This is a genomic window from Cellulosimicrobium sp. PMB13 (assembly GCF_051294865.1).
Taxonomy (GTDB): domain Bacteria; phylum Actinomycetota; class Actinomycetes; order Actinomycetales; family Cellulomonadaceae; genus Cellulosimicrobium.
The window spans coordinates 590,650-611,451 of record NZ_CP145910.1 but is presented as its reverse complement, the minus strand read 5'-3'; the positions used below and the strand labels follow the sequence as shown (position 1 = coordinate 611,451).

Here is a 20,802-nt window from a genome sequence, read left to right as displayed (position 1 = left end):
GGACGGTGCGCGAAGGATGCCTCGTTGACCATAGTCACTCCATCGACCCTGGCGTTAGCACCTTTGTCCTCGGGAGGCTTCCGTCGGCGGGTTGCTGCGGTGTCGTCGAGCCAGGACTCTCGACCGCTCTGGATGGTTCACCCGATCCTAAGCGCTATCCGGCATGCGGTCGAGAGCGCTCGTCAGGTGAGACACGCGTGTCGGGGACGAACGGTCCGACGGCGGTCGCTGCGCGGCTCACCGCCGAGGGCGTTCCGGGACGTGCAGACGACGCAGGATCCGGTCGGCCCGCAGCGGGGGGCCGCGGCGGTCGAGCAGCGACACGACGACGACGGTCGCGGTCGCGAGCGGGATCGTCCACGCCGCCGGCTGGGCGAGGAGGGCGCGCACCCACCCCGGCACCGCGCCGTCCCCGCCCGACGGCGCCACTCCGTACCCGGTGACGAGCGCGGAGGACGCGAGCAGCGCCGTCGCGCACAGCACCGCACCCACGACCATCCCCGCGACCGCACCGCGGGCCGTGAGGCCTCGCCACCACACGCCGAGCAGGATGACGGGCGACAGCGCGGACGCGGCGAACACGAACACCGTGCCCACGCTCGTCACGAGACCCTGCGGGATGGTGACGAGCGCGACCGCGAGCGGCACGAGGGTGCACGCGACGGCCGACCACCGGAACGAGCGGACCGTGCCGCCGAACAGGTCCTGGCTGACCACGCCCGCGAGCGCCACGACGAGGCCCGACGACGTGCCGAGGAACGCCGCGAACGCGCCCGCGACGACGAGCGCCCCGAGCAGCTCGCCGCCGACGCCGGGCACGACGCGCGTCGGGAGCGTGAGCACGACGGTGTCGGCGAGCCCGGGCTCGGCGAGGTCCGGTGCGACGACCCGGGCGACGAGTCCCAGGGTGCTCGACACCATGTAGAACACGCTGATCATGACGATGACGACGACGGTCGTGCGCCGCGCGGACCCGCCGTCGGGGCTCGTGTAGAAGCGCACGAGCACGTGCGGGAGGCCGATCGTGCCCAGCAGGAGGGCGAGGAGGAGCGACGTCGTCGCGTACAGGTCCGACCCGGCGGGGCCCTGCGCGTGGGGGAACACGACGGCGGGGTCGTGCGCGGGCGAGTCGGCGAGCGGGCCGCCGTCGGCGCCGAGCGCGAGGAGCAGGACCACCACGGGCACGGTGAGAGCCGTGAGCTTGACCCAGTACTGGAACGCCTGGACGTAGGTGATGGACCGCATGCCGCCCGCCGCGACGACGACGCACACGACCGCGGCCACGCCCACGGACCCGACCCAGGGCGGGACGGGCGCGACGGCCGCGATGACGAGCGCCGCGCCGTGGAGCTGGGGCACGACGTACAGCCACCCGATGACGAGCACGAGGACGCTCGTCACGCGGCGCGCGGTCACCGAGTCGAGGCGCGCCTGGACGAAGTCGGGGATCGTGTAGGCGCCGCTGCGGCGCAGCGGTCCGGCGACGAAGAGCAGGACGAGCAGGTAGCCCGCGGCGTACCCGACGGGGAACCAGAACGCCTCGGAGCCCGCGAGCAGCGCGAGGCCGGACAGCCCGAGGAACGTCCCGGCCGACAGGTACTCGCCGCTGATCGCCGACGCGTTCCACACGGGCCGCACGGTGCGCGACGCGACGAAGAAGTCGCTCGTCGTGCGCGAGATCCGCAGGCCGTAGACGCCGATGAGGACCGTCGCGAGCAGGAGCAGCCCGACGGCGACGAGCGGCAGGGCGGTGCTCACGCGTCCTCCGCGGGCTGGTCGGTGGTCGCGTCGTCCGACCCGGCGAGCGCTCGGAACCGGCGCTCGTTGCGGGCCGCGGCGAGCGCGAAGACCACGGCGAACGCGACGATCACGGGATAGAACCCGTAGGCGTGGACGAGCCAGGGGAGCGGGACGCCGGCGACCACGACGTCGTCGAGCGCGCCGGTCGTCGTGACGAGCAGGGCGAGCAGCAGGAGCGCGACGAGGAACGTCCCCGCGCACGCGAGCGCGAGCCGCAGCTGCGCGCGCGCGAGGCTGCGGGCGTAGACCGTCGCGTCGTCGCCGGTGTCCACGGCGCGGGGCGGCCGGGCTCCGGTGCCCGACGGCGCGGCGTCGGGAGCGAGGGCGGGCGCACCGGGGCCGGCGGTCGGTGCCGGGTCGGTCGAGCGGACGAGCACGCGCCGCGCGGGCCGGTCGCCGAGCGATGCACCCTCGTCCGAGTGATGCACGGGCGAGTGCATCTCTCGGCCGGAGGTGCATCTCTCGTCGCGCGGGTCGCTCACGACGGCCGCCGGTGGGGGCGCAGGAGCGCGTCGCGAACTGCCGGGAGCATGCGCCGGCTCACCGGCACCTCCTGCCCCGCGACGACGAGGACGGGCCGCGGGCCGCCGAACCGTGCCGCCGTGACGGCGCCGCGCTGCACGAGGTACGAGCGGTGGACGCGCAGGAAGCCGGCCCCGGCCCAGCGCTCCTCGAGGTCGGTGATCGGCTCGCGCACGAGGTAGGAGTCGGCGTCCGTGACGAGCCGCGAGTAGTCGCCCTGCGCCTGGACCCAGCGCACGGCGCTGCGCCGCACGACCCGGGTCGTCTGGCCGACGGTCACCGCGAGGGTCTCGTCGTCAGGGGTCGTGTCGCCGGCCGGGGCGCGCGCCGCGCCGTCCGCGGCCGGTCGGCGCACCTCGTCCGGCACGGCCGGCCCGTCCGACGACGGCTCGGCGCGCGGCGCGGGGCGGTCGGCCTCGACGCGGGCGACGACCCGCTCGACGGCGCGCGCGAGCCGCTGCCGCCGCACCGGCTTGAGGACGTAGTCGACGACCTCGAGGTCGAACGCCTCGAGCGCGCGGGCCTCGTCCGCGGTGACGAGCACGACGGCGGGCCGGTGCGCGAAGCGCGACAGCGCCCGGGCGAGGTCGAGGCCGCTGAGGCCGGGCATGTGGATGTCGAGGAACGCGGCGTCGAGCCGTTCCTCGGCGAGCACGCGCAGAGCCTCCGAGCCGATGGACGCCGTGCGCACCGACCGCACGTGCGGGTCGCGCCCGAGCATGGCGGCGAGCTCGTCGAGCACGGGTCGCTCGTCGTCGGCGACGAGGACGTCGAGCGCCTGCCAACCCGTCGTGCCCGGGGTCGTCTCGAGGCCCGTCGCACCGGGACCCGTCGCACCGGGGCCCGTCACGGGCGGGCCTCGGTGTCGTGCAGGGGCTGCGAGAGGGGGATGCGCATCCGCACCATGGTGCCGGACCCGGGAGCGGTCTCGATCTCGAGGGCGTGGTCGTCGCCGTAGAGCTGGCGCACGCGCGTGTCGACGTTGCGCAGCCCGACGTGCCCCGCGCGGTCGCCGACGAGCACGGCGTGCAGCGTCGCGGGGTCCGTGCCGACGCCGTCGTCCTCGACCGTGATCTCGGTCTGCGTCCCCTCCGCGCGGGCGGTGATGACGATGGTCCCGCCCTCCTCGCGCGGCTCGAGCCCGTGCCGCACCGCGTTCTCGACGAGCGGCTGGACCGAGAGGAACGGGATCGTCGTGGCCAGCACCTCGGGCGCGATCCGCAGCGTCACGGTGAGGCGCTCGCCGAAGCGCGCGCGCTCCAGCTCGACGTACGAGTGGATGCTGCGGAGCTCGTCGGCGAGCGTCGTGAAGTCGCCGCGGTCCCGGAACGAGTAGCGCGTGAAGTCGGCGAAGTCGAGCACGAGGTCACGGGCCCGCTCGGGGTCCGTGCTGATGAACGCGGCGATCGCGCCGAGCGCGTTGTAGACGAAGTGCGGGCTGATCTGCGCGCGCAGCGCCCGCAGCTCGGCCTCGGCGAGCGCGGTGCGCGACGCCTCGAGCTCCCCGAGCTCGAGCTGGGCGGCGCACCACTGGGCGACCTCCTCCGTGGCGCGCACGAGCGGCGGCCTCACGCGGTCGGCGAACGCGACCACGGCGCCGACGACCTCGTCGCGCGCGACGACCGGCGCCCCCACGGCCTCGCGCTGCGCGTACGTGCCGACGTCCACCGTGCCGGACGGCGCGTCACGCGCCGGGCGGTCGACCCGACCTTCGGAGACCTGGCGCCGTCCGGTCGAGACGACCTGCTCGGCGACGCGCCGCGCGTCGGGCACGAGGTGCGACGGCCCGTCGAGGGCGAGGACGCCGTCGCGGGTCACGATCGCCAGCGCGTCGCACCCGAGGAGCGTCCGCAGCGACCGCGCGGCGCGGCGGACGTCGTCGCCGTCGAGCCCGTCGCGCAGGTGGGTCGCGGCGCGGGAGGCGAGGTGGAGCGTGCGGAACGTGGCCTGCTCGGAGTCGCTCCCGAGCTCGCGCGTCCCGCGCGCGAACCGCAGGGCGAGCACGAGGCCCGCGGTGAGCAGGACGCCCACGACGAGACCGGCGGCGACGCCGGCGAGCACGGGCCCGGACATGCAGCGATCGTATCGAGGCGCGCCGTGACCCGGCGCCGCGCAGGTCAGAGGAGGATCGTGACGACGACGACGAGCACCGCGACGAGGACCACGAGCACGCCGAGCCCGACCAGCAGGCCGAGGGCGACGGGGTGGGCCTGGGCCCACGGCACGAGGCGAGGGTCGAGCGCGCGCAGCTGGACGGGCGTGATCGGCTGGTGGATCGGCGTGAGCGGGACGCCCCGGTGGGCGAGGTCGAGCGCGAGGGCGGAGAGCTGCTCGCGGTCCCACATCTGTCCCACGAGCACGAGCAGGCGCTTCGTCGGCCCGACCACGAAGAGATGATGGGTCGGCGCGGTGCCCGCGAAGCCCATGCTGTCGACCGTGACGACGCGCTCCACGTCGGCGGCCGTGAACCTCTTCGGCCGGCCCCACCCCTGTGCGGTGACGGTGCCGTCGCCGAACGTGACGCACGACCGGTCGGCCAGACGGCGCGCGAGCACGTACGTGGCCGGGACCATGGCGAGCACGAGGCACAGCAGTCCGATCGCGAGCGCGACGCCCCACGTGCTCGTCGAGGTCACGATCGCCGTCGACCAGAGGAGCAGGACCGCCGACAGCCCGAGGAGCGGGACGAAGATCGCGACGTACGTCATGTTGACGCGCAGGACGCGGCGCTTCGCGTCGTCGTGCAGGGTCAGCCGGGTCACGAGCGGAATGGTCCCACGTCGCGGTGGCGCGGCGCGCTCGGCGGTCAGCAGCAGCGCGACCCCGGGTTGGCGTCCTGGTCCGCCATGCGGCCGCGCCAGAACTCGCGCTCGGAGACGACGTCGCACCCGGGGTGCGCCGCGCGCTGGTGGGCGACGTAGGTCGGGTACGCGTCGTCGCCCATGAGCTGCCGGACGTACCAGCGGACGGCGGCTGCGGCGTCGTGCACCCGCCCGCCCGCGGAGCGGAGCCCCGCCACGACGGTCGCGCGGACCGTCGTGGCGGAGCCCTGCGGGTCCTGTCGCACCGTCACCGGTGCCCCGTCGCGACAGGACGCCTGTCGGACGGCAGCGCCGCCCACTCCTTCTCGAGGGCCTTCTCCGCCGGGGTGGCGGCGAGCCCTGCGGGCGCGAACCGGCGCGACGCGACCGGCGGGTCCTCGTGGTTCTCGCCGCCGCCGGCGCGCAGCGCCTTCACGGTCGTCACGACCGAGGCGATCATGACGACGATCGCGAGGACCACGAACACGATCGAGAGCGTGCCCTGGACGAACGTGTTGCGGACGACGGCCTCCATCGCCTCGACCGACCCCGCCGTGCCGAACGACGTCTCGCCCGCGTCGAGCGCGTCCTGGAACGCGTCGTGCTGCGCCCAGTACCCGACGGCCGGGACGGGGGAGAAGATCTTTTCGAACGACGCCGTGATCGTCACGACCGCCGTGAACGCGAGCGGCAGCGCGATGATCCACAGCCAGCGGAAGTAGCTGCGGCCGCGCTTGGTCACGATCGCGAGCACGACGGCGAGCGCGATGGCCGCCAGCAGCTGGTTGGCGATCCCGAACAGCGGGAAGAACGTGTTGATGCCGCCGAGCGGGTCGGTGACGCCGAGGTACAGGATCGACCCCCACCCGGCGACCATGATCGCCGTGCACAGCCACACGCCCGGCCGCCACGTCACGTCCCGGAACCTCGGCGCGACGTTGCCGATCGTGTCCTGGAGCATGAAGCGCGCGACGCGCGTGCCGGCGTCCACCGCGGTGAGGATGAACAGCGCCTCGAACATGATCGCGAAGTGGTACCAGAAGCCCATCATCGCGGTGCCGCCCACGAGCTGCTGCATGATCGTCGCGAGGCCGAGCGCGAGCGTCGGGGCGCCGCCGGTGCGCGACACGATGGACGGCTCGCCGACGGCCTCGGCGGTCGAGGTCAGCACGTCCGGGGTGAGGTTCACGCCCATGAGGCCGAGCCCGTTGACGAACGCGACCGCGCCCTCGACCGTGCCGCCCGTCGCGGCGGCCGAGGAGTTCATCGCGAAGTAGATGCCGCGGTCGATCGAGATCGCGGCGACGAGCGCCATGATCGCGACGAAGGACTCCATGAGCATGCCGCCGTAGCCGATGAAGCGCGTCTGGCGCTCCTTCTCGACGAGCTTCGGCGTGGTGCCCGACGCGATGAGCGCGTGGAACCCGGACAGCGCACCGCACGCGATGGTGACGAACAGGAACGGGAAGAGGGACCCGGAGACCACCGGCCCGGTCTCGCCGCTCGCGAACTCGGAGATCGCGGGGACCGTGATCTCGGGCCGCACGACGATCACCGCCACGGCGAGCACGACGATGACGCCGATCTTCATGAACGTCGACAGGTAGTCGCGCGGCGCGAGGAGCAGCCACACGGGCAGCACTGCCGCGACGAAGCCGTAGACGATGACGCCGATCGCGATCGTCGTGCGGTCGAGGTGGAACATCTCCGCGCCCCACGCCGTGTCCGCGACCCAGCCGCCGCCGATGATCGCGGCCATGAGGAGCACGAACCCGATGATCGACACCTCGGTGATGCGGCCCGGGCGCAGGTAGCGCAGGTAGACGCCCATGAACAGCGCGATGGGGATCGTCATGGAGACGCTGAAGACACCCCAGGGGCTCTCGCCGAGCGCGTTGACGACCACGAGCGCGAGGATCGCGACGATGATGATCATGATGAGCAGCGACGCGACGATCGCGGCGGTGCCGCCCACGCGACCGAGCTCCTGGCGCGCCATCTGACCGATGGTCCGGCCGCCACGACGCATGGAGAAGAAGAGGACGAGGTAGTCCTGCACCGCTCCCGCGAGCACCACGCCGACGATGATCCAGATCGTGCCGGGCAGGTAGCCCATCTGCGCGGCGAGCACGGGCCCGACGAGCGGCCCGGCGCCGGCGATCGCGGCGAAGTGGTGGCCGTAGAGCACGCGGCGGTCGGTCGGGACGTAGTCCTTGCCGTCCTCGCGCACCTCGGCGGGCGTCGCGCGGCGGTCATCAGGTCGCGTGATGTACCGCTCGATGACCTTCGAGTAGAAGCGGTACGCGATGAAGTAGGTGCAGACCGCGGCGAACACGAACCAGATCGCGTTGACCGTCTCGCCGCGCACGACGGCGAGCATCACCCAGGCGATCCCGCCGAGCAGCGCGACCGCCGACCAGATCGCGATCCGCGTCGGGGTCCAGCGCGGGGTGAGCTCGTCCTCGGGGACGGCTGTCAGGGGGAGCGAGGGATCGGGGACGATCTCCGGCTCGGGGGCCGCGGGTCCTTCCGCGGTCCGGGTGGACGATGACACAGGAGCCTCCCAGGGCGTCGCGTCGTTGCGTTCGACACGAGCAGGCTAGAGACGCAGGTCACACTGCGAGGAGCCTGTCGGGACGGGCGGTCCGGGGGTGCGACGAACGGTGGTCGGCGTGCGACGAGCGGTGCGTCGCGGCCGCCGTGGGCGACGGTCCGCGCGAGGATGACGCCGTGGACGACGACCGGACCCCGACCCTCGACGCGCCGCCCGTCCGGCTCCGCGCCTGGCGACCCGACGACGCGCACGTCGTCGTCGAGGCGTCGCAGGACCCGCTGATCCCTCTCGTCACCACCGTCCCGCGCACGCCGGACGCCGCGGCGGTGGACGCGTACGTCGCGCGGCAGCGACGGCGCCTGGCAGACGGCGTCGGCTACTCGTTCGTCGTCGCGACGGCCGACGACGACCGCGCCGTCGGGCAGCTCTCCGTCCTCCTCCGCGACGCCGACCACGGCCGCGTCAGCATCGGGTACTGGGTCGCGGGGAGCCGGCGACGGCGCGGCTACGCCGGCGCGGCGCTGCGGGCCGCCGCGGAATGGGCGCTGACCCTGCCGGGCATCGAGCGTGCGGACCTCTTCGTGGAGCCGTGGAACGAGGGCTCGTGGCGCGCCGCGGAGGGCGCCGGCTTCGTCCGGGAAGGGCTGCTGAGGGGGTGGCAGCGCGTCGGCGGGGAGCGTCGCGACATGTTCGTCTACGGGCGCCTGACCGACTGAGAGCGTGTCGGCCCGTCGCCGGGCGCGCGCGAGGGTCGGGGGATAGGTTCGTGCCGTCCCCTGTGACGGAGGTCTCGACCCGTGCACCATCGCTCGTCCCCGGCGGTCCGCGCCGCCCACCCCCTCGCCACGGCCGGTGCCGCGCTCCTCGCGCTCGCCCTCGTCCTGGCGCTCGCGGTCCCCGCGGCTCTCACGGCGGCGGCGCAGACGGGCACGGGCACGCTCTCGCTCTTCAAGCGCATCGAGAATCTCGACACCGGCTCCTCGGAGGGCCGGCGCGAGCTGTGGACGATGCACGCGCAGAACGTCGCCACGGGCGAGGTCATCGAGGGTGACGGGCTCAACGGGGTGCAGTCGCGCCAGGTGCCCGCGGGGACGTACCGGATCTGGGAGAGCGGCGGCGTCGCCGGCTACCGGTTCCAGAACTGGAACTGCGGTGGCGACGACATCCTCGACCCGACGCCGGAGATCGTCGTGCCACCGGGCGGCACGCTCACGTGCACGGTCGACAACGAGGCCATCTACCCCACCCTGACGCTCGTCAAGGAGGTCGTCGGAGGCACGGCCTCGCCCGAGGACTGGACGCTGCGCGCGCAAGGTCCGTCGTCGATCGGCGGGCCGTCCGGCTCTGACGAGGTGACGAACCAGGAGGTCCGGATCGGGCAGTACACGTTGTCCGAGGAGGGCGGACCGGACGGCTACCGCAACGACGGCTGGTCGTGCGAGGGCGCGGAGGTCGAGGGGTCGACCGTGACGATCGACCTCGCCGACTCGGTGACGTGCACCGTGACGAACGTCGGGCCGGTGACACCCACGGTCCCGACGCTGACCCTCGTCAAGGAGGTCGTCGGCGGCCCGGCCACGGCTGCGGACTGGGAGCTCACGGCGACGGGTCCCACGACGGTCTCGGGGGCGACAGGCGCCCCGGCGGTGACGGCGGCCGAGGTGGAGCCGGGGGCGTACGGGCTCTCCGAGAGCGGGCCCGCGGGGTACGCCGGCGCCTGGTCGTGCACCGGGGCCGCGTCGGGTGACGGGTCGGGCGGCTCCGTGACGGTCGCGCCCGGCGAGGACGTCGTCTGCACGGCCACGAACACGTGGACGGGTGCGACGCTCACGCTCACCAAGCTGCTCGAGGGCGAGCTGTTCGCGCAGCCCGAGCACTGGACGCTCACCGCGACCGGGGGCCCTGACCCCGAGGATCCGGTGACGGTCAGCGGACCGTCCGGGTCCGACGCCGTGACGGACGTCTTCGTCCCGGCCGGGGCCTACACGCTGAGCGAGGACGGGTGGAGCGGCTTCGAGGCCGGACCGTGGGTGTGCACGGGCGCCCCCGTCGCCGGCGACGTCGTGACGATCGGCACGGGCGCCGACGTCGAGTGCTCGATCACGAACACCCCGCTGCCGTCGCGCCTCACGCTCGTCAAGGTGGTCGACGGCGGCCCGGCGGCACCCGAGGACTGGACCCTCTCCGCGACGGGTCCCCAGGCCGACGGCGAGCCCGGGACGATCTCGGGACCGTCGGGCAGCGTCGCGGTGACGCAGGTCGACGTGGGCGAGGGCGTGCACTCTCTCGCGGAGTCGGGCGGCCCACCGGGGTACGAGTCCGAGGGCTGGGTGTGCGAGGGCGCCCTGGTCCAGGAGGGCTCGAGCGTCGTCGTCGGGGCGGACGAGGACGTCGTGTGCACGGTGACGAACACCTACGTGGAGTCGACGCTCACGCTCGTCAAGGTGGTCGTCGGCGGCTCGGCGGACCCGGCGGCGTGGACGCTCAGCGCGGCGGACGCGTCCGGCGCGACGGTGGCGCAGGGCTCCGTCGGCAGCCCGGAGGTCACGAACGTGCCGCTGGCGCCAGGGACGTACACGCTCGCGGAGTCGGGCGGGTACGGCGGCTACGAGTCGGAGGGATGGAGCTGCGGTCCCACGACCGTCGAGGGCTCCACCGTGACGCTCGGAGCCGGCGACGACGTCACGTGCGTGGTCACCAACCGTGCCCGGCTGCCGCACCTCACGCTCGTCAAGGCGCTCGACGACCGGGGGTACACCGGCGACGTCGAACCGACCGACTGGACCCTCACCGCCGTCGGTGACGGGACGTCGATCTCGGGCGTCACCGGGAGCACGGAGGTCTCCCACGTCGCCGTCGCGCCGGGCCGGTACGTCCTCGGTGAGACGGGCGGCCCCGACGGGTGGACGGCGCTGCGCTGGGTGTGCAACGACGCGCGAGTGGTCCAGTCCCCGGGGGACGGCGGCGCGCTGTTCTCCACCGTCGTGGTCGAGCCGGGCGACGACGTGACCTGCACGGTCACGAACCACTGGCTGGCCGGGAGCCTGACGCTCCACAAGCAGGTGGTCGACGACGTCGCCCCCGTCGACGACTGGGAGCTCACCGCGGCGGGGCCGACGGCGATCTCGGGCTTCGACGGCAGCGAGGACGTCACTGCCGTGCCCGTCGCGCAGGGCACGTACGACCTGTCCGAGTCGGGAAGCGACTGGGACTACACCCAGGAGGAGTGGGTGTGCGACGGCGGCACGCTCGTCGACGCGGACACCGTGCAGGTGGACGACGGCGCAGACGTCGAGTGCACCGTCGTCAACACCGTCGAGGTCCCCCCGACGCCCAACCCGACCCCGACGCCCACGCCTCCTCCCACGCCGCCCGACCCGACCGTCCCGCCCACTGACGGTCCGACGACGGACGTCCCCACGTCGGATGCCGACGGCGACGACGACCTGGCCGCGACGGGCGCGCAGGTCGGGGCGCTCCTCGCCGTCGCCCTCGCCGCGCTCCTCCTCGGCGGAGTGCTGCTCGCCGTCCGTCGGCGTCAGGGCTGACGCGGCGAGGGCCGTCCGCGCGTGCGGCTGACGGTGCGCCGTCCGCCGCGCGCCGTCCTGCCTCCCGGGCTACTGTCCTGCCGTGAGCGACGGCGGCGAGCAGGGCGGGGAGCGGGGCGGCGCGCGGGAGGCCGGCCACGAGGGCAGGTCGCTGCGCGAGACCGTGACCGTGGTCGTGCTGTCGATCACAGCGGTGCTCACCGCGTGGAGCGGGTTCGAGGCCAGCAAGTGGGGCGGCGAGATGTCGATCGCGTTCTCGCGCGCGTCCTCCCAGCGCATCGAGGCGTCGACCGAGCGGACCCGCGCGGAGGCGGCGCGAGCGATCGACCTCCAGGTCTTCAGCCTCTGGCTCGAGGCGTACGCGACAGACGACACCGAGCTGGAGGACTTCGCGCGCGAGCGCTTCACGCCGCACTTCGAGCCGGCGTTCGAGGAGTGGCTCGCGTCGCGCCCGCTGCAGAACCCCGACGCCGCCCTGAGCCCGTTCGCGCTCGACACCTACGTGCCGCCCGGCGAGGTCGAGGCCGCCGATGCGGACGCCCGTGCCGACGAGTACTTCGACCAGGCTCTCCGCAACAACCAGCGCGGCGACGACTACACGCTCGTGACCGTCCTCTTCGCCCTCGTCCTGTTCTTCGGCGCGTTCGCTGGACGGTTCCGCTCGGAGCGCGCGTCGTGGGGCATGGTCGGCGCGGGCGGCGTCCTCTTCGTCGTCGGGATCGGTCTGCTGCTGAGCTTCCCCAAGATCATCTGACGGCCGCCTGGGCATCCGGCCCGCACTCTCGTCGCGCGGCAGGCCTAGAGCGCGAGCATCGCGGCCGAGACCTCGCCGACGGCTGCGTCGGGGATCGCGGTCGAGGCCGACTCGAGCACGAGCAGGCTCGCGCCGGGGATCTCGCGCGCCAGGGCTCGGGCGTTGCCGATCGGGAAGAACGGGTCGCGCGCGCCGTGCACGACCAGCGTGGGGACCGCGAGCCCGGCGAGCCGCTCGCGCCAGCGCGGCGTGCAGTCGAGCCCGGCGAACACCGTGCCCAGCTGGTCGGCCATCTTCAGGGCGGGCTCCGTGCTCGTGGTGCGGTCCCAGGTGCGCTCGGCGATCGCCCGCGCGGCAGCCGGATCGTCGCCGAGGATCTGGGCGCTGCCGGCGGCGAACTCCGCCACCGCGGCGCGGTCGGACCAGTCGGGCATCGGGCGCGAGAACAGTCGGCCCATGGTCGACGCATCGTGGTCGGGCAGGTCGTCGTCGACCGGTCCGGGAGCGACGGGCCGCGTCCCCGCGAGGGTGAGCGCACGGAACGCGGCGGGGTGGTCGAGCGCAGCGACCTGGGCGACCATCCCGCCCACGCCGATACCTGCGAGGTGCGCCGCCCGGTCGTCGAGCTCGCGGGCGAGCGCCGCGGCGTCGGCAGCGAGGTCGCGCAGCGTGTACGCCGGAGCCGCGGGATCGACGGTGGTCGACGCGCCGGAGTCTCGCAGGTCGTACCGCACCACGTGGCGTCCGCCACGCGCGAGCGCGTCGCAGAGCGCATCGGGCCAGGAGAGCATCGTCGTCCCGCCCGCGAGCAGCACGAGCGGTGCCGCCTCGTTGCCGAAGTGCTCGACGCCGAGCGCGACATCGTTCGCCCGGACGGTCGTCGTCGCGTCCATGCCTCTCCGTCCTTCGGGTCCTGTCGGCCGCAGGTCCCGGGAGCGAGACGATGCGCGACAGGACTGACGCTCTTCGACCCTGGAACTCATCGCCGCCCCGAGCGAGCGGTCCGCGCTGTCGGCGGACGACGTGGGCGGCCCACGCCCCGGCGGGGCCAGCTCCTGCGGAGAGCGCGTCGGCCGGGGTCAGGGGACCTGTGCGAGGCGACGGACCGCGTCCAGGACGTCGACGTCGTCGTGCGGCTCGGTGTCGAGCGCGCGGTGGATGGTCATGCCCTCGACGAACGCGTCGAGGACGCGGCACGTCGCGGGGTCGAAGTGGCGGCCGAGGGCGTCGCGGCTGCGGCGCATCCAGTCGTTCGTCAGCGTGCGGTAGGCGGGGTCGCGCGCTGCGAGCGTGTAGAGCTCGTGGCTGAGCACGAGGTCGCGCTGGGTGGCGAAGACGTCGTGCGTGATGAGCGTCGTCACCGCCTGCACGGCCTCCCCGGGGGTCCGGGCGCCGGCCATGCGGCGCTCGAACTGCGCGGCGGCGCCGCGCGCGAAGCTCCCGAACGCCTCGCGCAGCAGCTCGTCCATGCCGTCGAAGTGGTACGTCATCGAGCCGAGCGGCACGTCCGCCGCGGCGGCGACCCGCCGGTGGGACGTGCCCGCGACGCCGTGCTCGGCGATCACGTCGAGGCACGCGGCCACGATGCGCTCGCGGCGGTCGGGGTCGTGACGCCGGGGGCGCTGCGTCCGGGTGCGCGGGGAGTCCGGTGCGCTCACGGCTCAGATGTTCTCGCGGATCACGCGCGCCGGGTTGCCCACGGCCACGACGTTCGCGGGCAGGTCGCGCGTCACCACGGAGCCCGCCCCCACGACCGTGTTGTCACCGATGGTCACGCCGGGGCACACGATCACCCCGCCGCCGAGCCACACGTTGTCGCCGAGCGTGATGGGCTCGGCCGCCTCGAGCTTGTCGCGCCGGGGCTGGGGGTCGACGGGGTGGGTCGGGGTGAGGAGCTGCACGTTCGGGCCGATCAGGCAGTCGTCGCCGACGGTGATGCGCGCGACGTCGAGCGCGGTCAGGCCCGAGTTCACGAACGTGCGGTCACCGAGGTGCACGTTGCTGCCGAAGTCCACGGCGAGCGGCGGCTTGATCCAGGAGCCCGCGCCGAGCGAGCCGAGCAGGTCGGTGAGGATCTCGTGGGCACGGGTGTTGTCGCCGTCGCCGTCGAGCACGGCCCGGTGGAACGCGTCGACGAGGCGCAGCCCGCGCTGGACTCCCGCGGCGATGGCCGGGTCGTCGGCGACGTAGAGGTCGCCTGCGGCCATGCGCTCGTAGCTCGTCCGGTCGTCCCCGGCGAAGTAGTCGGTGGTGGTCATGCGGTGGCCTCCTCGGGCTCGGGGGTGCGGTGGTCGGGGTTGTCGTGGCGCTCGCGGGCGAGGTCGTCGTGGCCGACGGCGTCCGGCCGGCCCGCGGGGACCCGTCGCGGCGCGAGCACGCCCGCCAGGAGCACGACGACGACGCCCGTCACCGGCAGCACGAGCAGGCCGGCGCGCAGGCTCGTCGCGTCGGCGACGAGCCCGACGACCGGCGGCGACAGCAGGAACCCGAGCCGCATGAGCCAGGAGACGAGGGTGAGCCCCGTCCCGGCACGCAGCCCGGGGAGCTCGTCCGCCTGCTGCATCGCTGCGGGGACGAGCGTCGCGACGCCGAACCCCGCAGCGGCGAACCCCGCGATCGTCCCGGGGACGGAGGGGAACGCGAGGGCGAGCCCCGTCCCGACCGCGACGAGGGCACCGCCGGTGCGTGCGACCGCGCGCTGCCCGAACCGGTCGACGAGCCGGTCCCCGACGAGACGCCCGACGAACTGCGCGCCGACGAGCGCGACGAACCCGGCGGCCGCGAGCGTCGCGGGTGCGCCGAGCGACCCGGACAGGTAGACCGCCGCCCACGTGCTGCCGGCGTCCTCGACCAGCGTGCCGGCCACGGCGACCAGGACGAGCGCGGCCAGGACCGCCGTCGTCCGGCCCCGGGACGGTGGGGGCGGCGCGTCGGGCCCGTCCGCGACCACGCCGCCCGCGGAGGCACCTGTGGCCGAGGCCGTCCGTGGGTCTGTGGCCGCGGCGTCGGGCAGGTCGCCGTCCCGCCCCGGGAGGCACCAGCGCAGCGCGACGAGCGCGACGACGGAGAACAGCACGCCGGTGAGGCCGAGGTGGACGCCGAGCGGCAGGTCGAGGGCGATCGCGGCGGCGGCCATGGCCCCGCCCAGCACCGCGCCCACGGACCACAGGGCGTGGAAGCCGTTGATGATCGAGCGCCCGTACCGTCGTTGGACGCGCAGGCCGTGGGCGTTCTGCGCGACGTCGGTGAACGCGTCCGTCGCCCCCGCCGCGAAGAGCGCCACGACGAGGAGCGGGAGGGCAGGTGCGAGGCCCGCCAGGAGGATGCCCGTCGCCGTGAGGATCGTGCCCGCGACGGCGACGCGTGCCGAGCCGAACCGCCGGACGAGCGACGCGGCCGCGAGACCGGCGGCGATGGCGCCCGCGGGCAGCGCCGCCACGGTCAGCCCGTACGTCGCGTTGCCCAGCTCGAGGCCGGCCTTGATCTCCGGGTAGCGCGGCACGAGGTTGGCGATCAGCGCGCCGTTCGTGAGGAACAGCACGCCGACGGCGCGTCGCGCGCGCAGGACCTCGGGTGTCGGGCGCGGGAGGACGTGCGAGGGCATATGGACGATCGTACACAACGGCCGGAGGGCTCCGATGCCGCAGGTCCCGGACCGGGGGGCGACCCGGCACCTGGCGCACCGGAGCCCTAGGCTCGGGGCATGGACACCGAGGAACGCCTGGCCGTCTTCATCGACTACGAGAACCTCGCGCTCGGCGCGCGCGAGCACCTGGGCGGGATGTCGTTCGACTTCGGGCCGATCGCCGACGCGCTCGCGGTGCGCGGCCGCGTCGTCGTGCGGCGCGCCTACGCGGACTGGTCCTACTTCGACGAGGACCGGCGCTCGCTGACCCGTCACCAGGTCGAGCTCATCGAGATGCCGCAGCGGATGGGCGCGTCGCGCAAGAACGCGGCCGACATCAAGATGGTCGTCGACGCGATCGAGATGGCGTTCGAGCGCGACTACATCTCGACGTTCGTCATGTGCACCGGAGACTCCGACTTCTCCCCGCTCGTCCACAAGCTGCGCGAGCTGAACAAGCGCGTCATCGGCGTGGGGGTCGAGAAGTCGACGTCGCGCCTCCTGCCGCCCGCGTGCGACGAGTTCCTGTTCTACGACCGCCTCGAGGGCGTGGACGTCCCCGACGAGCCGGCGCCCCGCAGCGTGCGGTCACGGGCCGGCGCCGACAAGCCCGCCGCGGCGGGCAGCGGGGCCAAGGCGCGCCGCGGCGGTCGTGCGACCACGCGGAGGAAGGCTGCGGACGAGGGCGGGACCACCGCCGGGACGCTGACCGAGACCGCCGAGCCCGCCGCCGAGACCCCCGCGACGACGAGCACCGAGCTCGCGGAGCTCGGCGAGGCCGTCGGCCGTGCCGCGCGCCGGGGCGAGCCCACGACGACGCGCCCCGAGGAGGTCGATGGCGAGGCGACGTCCCTCGAGGAGGCGGCGCCGTCGTCCGGGGACGGCGCACGCGTCACGCAGGCCGACGACGACGCCCCGGCGGGCGAGGACGTCCCGATGGAGGTGCGCGTCGCGCAGACGCTCGCCGACCTCGAGGCCTCGACGAGCGGTGCCGTGACGGCGTCGGTCCTCAAGCGGACCTTGCTGCGCAAGGACCCGACGTTCAGCGAGGCGGACTACGGCTTCCGCACGTTCGGCGAGTTCCTGCGGTTCCTCGCGGACCGCGGGTTCGTCGAGCTCGCGCCCGGGCCCGCCACGGGCGACCCCGAGGTGTCGTTGCCCGCGCAGGGTGACTCCGGCACGACGTTCGAGCTCCTGCGCTCGGTCGTGCAGGAGGAGGGCGGGTCCGCGGTGCTGTCCGGGCTGAAGAACGCCATCCGCAAGAAGCGGCCCGACTTCAGCGAGAAGGCGCTCGGGTACCGCGGCTTCCTGCAGTTCTGCAAGGCCGCGCAGGCCGCGGGCGCGGTGACGCTCGCGTGGGACGACGAGGCGGACGACTATCTCGTGACGACCCCCTGACCGTGACCCCGCGACCGATCGGCCCCGACCGCGTGCTCGTGACCGGCGGGACGTTCCGGATGGGCAGCGTGAGCTTCTACCCGGACGAGCGTCCCGTCCACGAGCGGGTCGTGGAGCCGTTCTGGATCGACCGCCGCGAGGTGACGAACGCGGACTTCGCACGGTTCGTCGCCGACACGGGGTACGTGACGGTCGCGGAGCGGCCCCTCGGCGTGGCGGACTACCCGGGTGTCACCGCTGCGGAGCGGGCGCCCGGTGCGCTCGTGTTCACGCCGACACCGGGGCCCGTCGACCTGAGCGACTGGAGCCGGTGGTGGCGCTGGCAACCGGGGGCGCAGTGGCGCCGTCCCGAGGGTCCGGGGTCGTCGATCGAGGACCGCATGGACCATCCCGTCGTCCAGGTGGCGTACGAGGACGCCTCCGCGTACGCGCGCTGGGCGGGCGCTCGCCTGCCGACCGAGGCGGAGCACGAGTACGCCGCGCGGGGCGGGGGCGACGACCGTGCCGCGTTCGCGTGGGGTGACGAGCCGTACCCGGACGGCACCGCACGGGCGAACACGTGGATCGGCCGGTTCCCGTACGACGACCGTGGGCGGTTCGGCGCGTCCACCGCCCCGGTGGGCTCGTACCCCGCCAACGGGTACGGGCTCCTCGACATGGTCGGCAACGTCTGGGAGTGGACGAGCGACTACTACACGCCGCGCCACCACCCGCCGGGGGTCGCGCCCGTGGACGCGCAGCAGCGACCGAACCTCCTGGCCGCGGCCAGCGCGGAGCCCGGCTCGCGCATCCCGCGGCGGGTCCTCAAGGGTGGGTCGTACCTGTGCTCGCCGGACTACTGCCTGCGCTTCCGCCCCGCGGCGCGCTCGCCCCAGGCGGACGACACGTCGACCACGCACATCGGGTTCCGCTGCGCGCGCGACGCCTGACAGCTCCCGCCGGGCGAGCTCAGACCGTCTCCACGACGCCGTCGGCAGGGCCCTCGTCCGCGGCCGTGCCCGACGGCTCGCGGTCTCCGGACCGCCGGCCCAGCCGGCCCGCGATCAGCGGCAGCGCGACGACCGAGAGCACGCCCGCGCCGACGAGCGCGGCGCCGGTCCGCGAGCTCATCGCACCGTCGTCCACGGCGAGCTCGGTGAGCGCGACGAGGACGGGCAGCGCCGTCGCCGAGTAGAGCGCCGTCTGCACGCGCTCGCGCGCGGGCAGGTCCCGACGGAAGAAGAAGAGCACCGGACCGCCACGGACGAGGAGCATCAGCACCAGCAGGAGGACGGGCAGGGCCGGCGCGGCGACGATCGAGTCGACGTCGAGGCCCATGCCGGAGCTGACGAAGAACACGGGGATGAAGACGCCCCACGCGACGACGTCGAGCTTCTCCTCGAGCCGTCGGACGTCACCGGGAGCCCACCGCCGCAGGACCATGCCGCCGACGAACGCCCCGAGCACCGCGTCGAAGCCCATCGCCGCCGCGGTCGCGAGAAGGGCGACCAGCAGCAGGACGGTCAGGCGCAGCGTGCTCTGCCCGGTGCCGTGCTCCGACGCCTCGAGGAGCCGGGACCCCGCGGACGCGTGGACCCGCGCCGGGAGCGCCGCGAGGCCGATCGCGACGGCTCCGAAGAGCACGAGCAGGACGGCGGCGGCCCCCGTCTGGCGCGTCCCGAGGAGCAGGGCCATGGCGACGATCGGAGCGAGCTCGCCCACCGCGCCGTTGACGAGCACGGTCCGCCCCAGGCGCGTGCCGAGCCATCCCGCGTCGCGCAGGATCGGCAGCACGATCCCGAGCGCGGTCGTCGTCAGGGCGATCGCGCCCGCGGCGAGCGCGTGGACCGTGTCGTGCTCGAGGAGCAGGAAGGCGACCAGCGCGCCGAGCACGAGAGACGTCAGCCAGGCGCTGCCGGCGCGTCGGCCCTCGCGCTCGCGCAGCACGCTCGGCTCCAGCTCGTACCCGGCGAGGAGGAAGAGGAAGCCCATGCCGAGGTCGGAGAGCAGGACCACGTCGTCCGGGCCGGCGACGTCGAGCAGCTGGGGCCCGATGACGACGCCCCCGAGCAGCAGGAGCACGACCTGGGGGAGCCGGGCGCGGGCCGGCATCAGTCCCGAGAGCAACGGGGCCAGGAGCGCGACGACGAACACGGGGACGAGCGGCGCGTACTCGTTCACGGAGACCCCCTCGACGGCTGGACGGCGGCACCAGCATGGCGCACCGGTGCAGGTGGCGCGCGGGAGAGCACGGCGCGCGGCGGGCCCCGCGCGGTTGACCACGCGCCCCGTCCGGTCCTACCGTCCTGAGGAGCCGCGGCGCACCGCCGTCGGCCCCTGGATCGGCAGACAGGACCACTGAGCCGGCGCCTGTGGCGTCGCTGTGGCGCCGCCCGACCCGCCACCGGTGACGCGACGACCAGCCACCAGGAGCCCTCATGACCCGTCTCTGGATCCGCGACCCGCTCGGGGTCTTCACCGCCGACGACACCCCTGACGCTCCCGACGCGCGCGGCGGGATCGTCGTCGAGGACGGCGTGGTCGCCGAACTCGTCCCGGCGGGCGGTGCACCCGCGACGCCCGCCGACGAGACGTTCGACGCGTCGCAGCACGTGCTCACGCCCGGCCTGATCAACACGCACCACCACTTCTACCAGACCCTCACGCGCGCCTGGGGGCCCGTCGCCGACGCCCCGCTGTTCCCGTGGCTCCAGCGCCTCTACCCGGTGTGGGCGCGCCTCACGCCGCGCGACCACGAGCTCGCCACGACCGTCGCGCTCGCCGAGCTGCTCCTGTCCGGCTGCACGACGGCGGCCGACCACCACTACGTCTTCCCCGACGGCCTCGACGACGCGATCGACATCCAGGTCGAGGCCGTCCGGCGCCTCGGGATGCGCGCGACCCTCACCCGGGGGTCCATGACGCTCGGCGAGGACGACGGCGGCCTGCCGCCGCAGTCCGTCGTGCAGACCCTCGACGTCATCCTCGAGGACTCGCGCCGGCTCGTGGAGACGTACCACGAGCGCGGCGCCGGGGCGCAGGTGCAGATCGCGCTCGCCCCGTGCTCGCCGTTCTCCGTGACCACCGAGGCCATGCGCGAGAGCGCGGCGCTCGCCGAGGCGCTCGACGTGCGCCTGCACACCCACCTCGCCGAGACGATCGACGAGGAGGACTTCTGCCGCGAGCGGTTCGGCCTGCGCACCGTCGACTACCTCGAGTCGGTCGGCTGGCTCACCGACCGCGCCTGGCTCGGCCACGGCATCCACTTCGACGACGACGAGGTGCGCCGGCTCGGAGCCGCCGGGACCGGCGTCGCGCACTGCCCGACGTCGAACATGCGCCTCGCGTCCGGCATCGCCCGGGCCGTGGAGCTCGAGGACGCGGGCGCGCCCGTCGGGCTGGGGGTGGACGGGTCGGCGTCGAACGACGCGTCGACGATGATCCTCGAGGCGCGCCAGGCGCTCTACCTGCAGCGGCTCAAGTACGGCGCCGACATCCCCGTGACGCGCGCGCTCGGGTGGGGGACCCGCGGGTCCGCCCGGGTGCTCGGCCGGGACGACGTCGGCGTGCTCGCCGTGGGCAAGCAGGCCGACCTCGCGCTGTGGCGCCTCGACGAGCTGCGCTTCTCCGGCACGCACGACCCCGTCGCCGCGCTGCTGCTGTGCGGCGCGGACCGCGCGGACCGCGTCATGGTGGGCGGCGCGTGGCGGGTCGTCGACGGCGCGATCCCTGGGCTGGACCTCGGCGCGCTGGCCGCCGAGCACTCCGCCGCGGCGCGCCGCCTCGTCGCGGGCTGACTCCGAACCCCGGGTTGTGCGCCA

At 74.3% G+C, this 20,802-nt stretch carries 18 protein-coding genes and 1 riboswitch; of the genes, 6 read left to right on the top strand and 12 right to left on the bottom strand.

Annotated features, from left to right (window positions below; translation table 11 throughout):
- Nucleotides 1–36: 36 nt before the first annotated feature.
- Nucleotides 37–139, bottom strand: a riboswitch (SAM riboswitch).
- Nucleotides 140–237: 98 nt separating this feature from the next.
- The 7 genes from V5D56_RS02955 to V5D56_RS02925 are packed head-to-tail and all read right to left on the bottom strand — an operon-like array spanning nucleotide 238 to nucleotide 7,677.
- Nucleotides 238–1,758 carry a cation acetate symporter gene (locus V5D56_RS02955; protein WP_435737577.1) on the bottom strand — a complete coding sequence of 507 codons (1,521 nt, stop codon included), beginning with the start codon at nucleotides 1,756–1,758 and terminating at the stop codon, nucleotides 238–240.
- A complete protein-coding gene (locus tag V5D56_RS02950) occupies nucleotides 1,755–2,228 on the bottom strand; it encodes a hypothetical protein (RefSeq protein ID WP_435737576.1) in 474 nt (157 codons plus the stop codon). Before V5D56_RS02950 ends, V5D56_RS02955 begins: the two co-directional genes overlap by 4 nt.
- 50 nt (nucleotides 2,229–2,278) lie before the next feature.
- Nucleotides 2,279–3,172 carry a LytR/AlgR family response regulator transcription factor gene (locus V5D56_RS02945; RefSeq protein ID WP_435737575.1) on the bottom strand — a complete coding sequence of 298 codons (894 nt, stop codon included), beginning with the start codon at nucleotides 3,170–3,172 and terminating at the stop codon, nucleotides 2,279–2,281.
- Nucleotides 3,169–4,395, bottom strand: a complete 1,227-nt coding sequence (locus tag V5D56_RS02940; protein WP_435737574.1) for a sensor histidine kinase — start codon at nucleotides 4,393–4,395, stop codon at nucleotides 3,169–3,171. Before V5D56_RS02940 ends, V5D56_RS02945 begins: the two co-directional genes overlap by 4 nt.
- Nucleotides 4,396–4,439: 44 nt before the next feature.
- On the bottom strand, nucleotides 4,440–5,084 hold the full coding sequence (locus tag V5D56_RS02935) for a hypothetical protein (RefSeq protein WP_435737573.1): 645 nt from the start codon (nucleotides 5,082–5,084) through the stop codon (nucleotides 4,440–4,442).
- A gap of 44 nt (nucleotides 5,085–5,128) precedes the next feature.
- Nucleotides 5,129–5,395 (bottom strand): YbdD/YjiX family protein, encoded by a 267-nt coding sequence (locus V5D56_RS02930; protein WP_435737572.1) that lies wholly within the window; start codon nucleotides 5,393–5,395, stop codon nucleotides 5,129–5,131.
- Nucleotides 5,392–7,677: a carbon starvation CstA family protein gene (locus V5D56_RS02925; RefSeq protein ID WP_435737571.1), complete on the bottom strand. Its 2,286-nt coding sequence runs from the start codon at nucleotides 7,675–7,677 to the stop codon at nucleotides 5,392–5,394. Before V5D56_RS02925 ends, V5D56_RS02930 begins: the two co-directional genes overlap by 4 nt.
- 176 nt (nucleotides 7,678–7,853) lie before the next feature.
- Here V5D56_RS02925 and V5D56_RS02920 point away from each other — a divergent pair, with 176 nt between their 5' ends.
- The 3 genes from V5D56_RS02920 to V5D56_RS02910 all read left to right on the top strand — a co-directional run bounded on the left by V5D56_RS02920 (nucleotide 7,854) and on the right by V5D56_RS02910 (nucleotide 11,979).
- Entirely contained in the window at nucleotides 7,854–8,393 is a 540-nt protein-coding gene (locus V5D56_RS02920) for a GNAT family N-acetyltransferase (RefSeq protein ID WP_435737570.1), read from the top strand.
- Between the two features lie 81 nt (nucleotides 8,394–8,474).
- The gene (locus V5D56_RS02915; protein WP_435737569.1) at nucleotides 8,475–11,225 is read left to right on the top strand and encodes a hypothetical protein; all 2,751 of its coding nucleotides are present in this window, start codon (nucleotides 8,475–8,477) and stop codon (nucleotides 11,223–11,225) included.
- Between the two features lie 82 nt (nucleotides 11,226–11,307).
- Nucleotides 11,308–11,979, top strand: coding sequence for a hypothetical protein (locus V5D56_RS02910; protein WP_435737568.1), 672 nt, complete (start codon nucleotides 11,308–11,310; stop codon nucleotides 11,977–11,979).
- Nucleotides 11,980–12,023: 44 nt separating this feature from the next.
- On the opposite strand, the gene V5D56_RS02905 is transcribed toward V5D56_RS02910, so the two are convergent.
- The 4 genes from V5D56_RS02905 to V5D56_RS02890 form a co-directional block, all read right to left on the bottom strand.
- Nucleotides 12,024–12,872, bottom strand: coding sequence for an alpha/beta fold hydrolase (locus V5D56_RS02905; protein WP_435737567.1), 849 nt, complete (start codon nucleotides 12,870–12,872; stop codon nucleotides 12,024–12,026).
- A gap of 186 nt (nucleotides 12,873–13,058) precedes the next feature.
- Nucleotides 13,059–13,637: a TetR/AcrR family transcriptional regulator gene (locus V5D56_RS02900; protein ID WP_435737566.1), complete on the bottom strand. Its 579-nt coding sequence runs from the start codon at nucleotides 13,635–13,637 to the stop codon at nucleotides 13,059–13,061.
- A gap of 3 nt (nucleotides 13,638–13,640) precedes the next feature.
- Nucleotides 13,641–14,237 (bottom strand): sugar O-acetyltransferase, encoded by a 597-nt coding sequence (locus V5D56_RS02895; protein WP_435737565.1) that lies wholly within the window; start codon nucleotides 14,235–14,237, stop codon nucleotides 13,641–13,643.
- The gene (locus V5D56_RS02890; protein ID WP_435737564.1) at nucleotides 14,234–15,583 is read right to left on the bottom strand and encodes an MFS transporter; all 1,350 of its coding nucleotides are present in this window, start codon (nucleotides 15,581–15,583) and stop codon (nucleotides 14,234–14,236) included. The genes V5D56_RS02895 and V5D56_RS02890 overlap by 4 nt, the downstream gene beginning before the upstream one ends.
- A 99-nt stretch (nucleotides 15,584–15,682) precedes the next feature.
- Here V5D56_RS02890 and V5D56_RS02885 point away from each other — a divergent pair, with 99 nt between their 5' ends.
- Entirely contained in the window at nucleotides 15,683–17,002 is a 1,320-nt protein-coding gene (locus V5D56_RS02885; RefSeq protein ID WP_435737563.1) for an NYN domain-containing protein, read from the top strand.
- 2 nt (nucleotides 17,003–17,004) lie between these two features.
- Nucleotides 17,005–17,931 (top strand): formylglycine-generating enzyme family protein, encoded by a 927-nt coding sequence (locus tag V5D56_RS02880; RefSeq protein WP_435737562.1) that lies wholly within the window; start codon nucleotides 17,005–17,007, stop codon nucleotides 17,929–17,931.
- Between the two features lie 19 nt (nucleotides 17,932–17,950).
- On the opposite strand, the gene V5D56_RS02875 is transcribed toward V5D56_RS02880, so the two are convergent.
- Nucleotides 17,951–19,162, bottom strand: a complete 1,212-nt coding sequence (locus tag V5D56_RS02875; RefSeq protein ID WP_435737561.1) for a cation:proton antiporter — start codon at nucleotides 19,160–19,162, stop codon at nucleotides 17,951–17,953.
- A 257-nt stretch (nucleotides 19,163–19,419) separates the two neighbouring features.
- On the opposite strand from V5D56_RS02875, the gene V5D56_RS02870 reads away from it, so the two are divergent.
- The gene (locus tag V5D56_RS02870) at nucleotides 19,420–20,778 is read left to right on the top strand and encodes an 8-oxoguanine deaminase (RefSeq protein ID WP_435737560.1); all 1,359 of its coding nucleotides are present in this window, start codon (nucleotides 19,420–19,422) and stop codon (nucleotides 20,776–20,778) included.
- The last annotated feature ends 24 nt before the right edge of the window (nucleotides 20,779–20,802 follow it).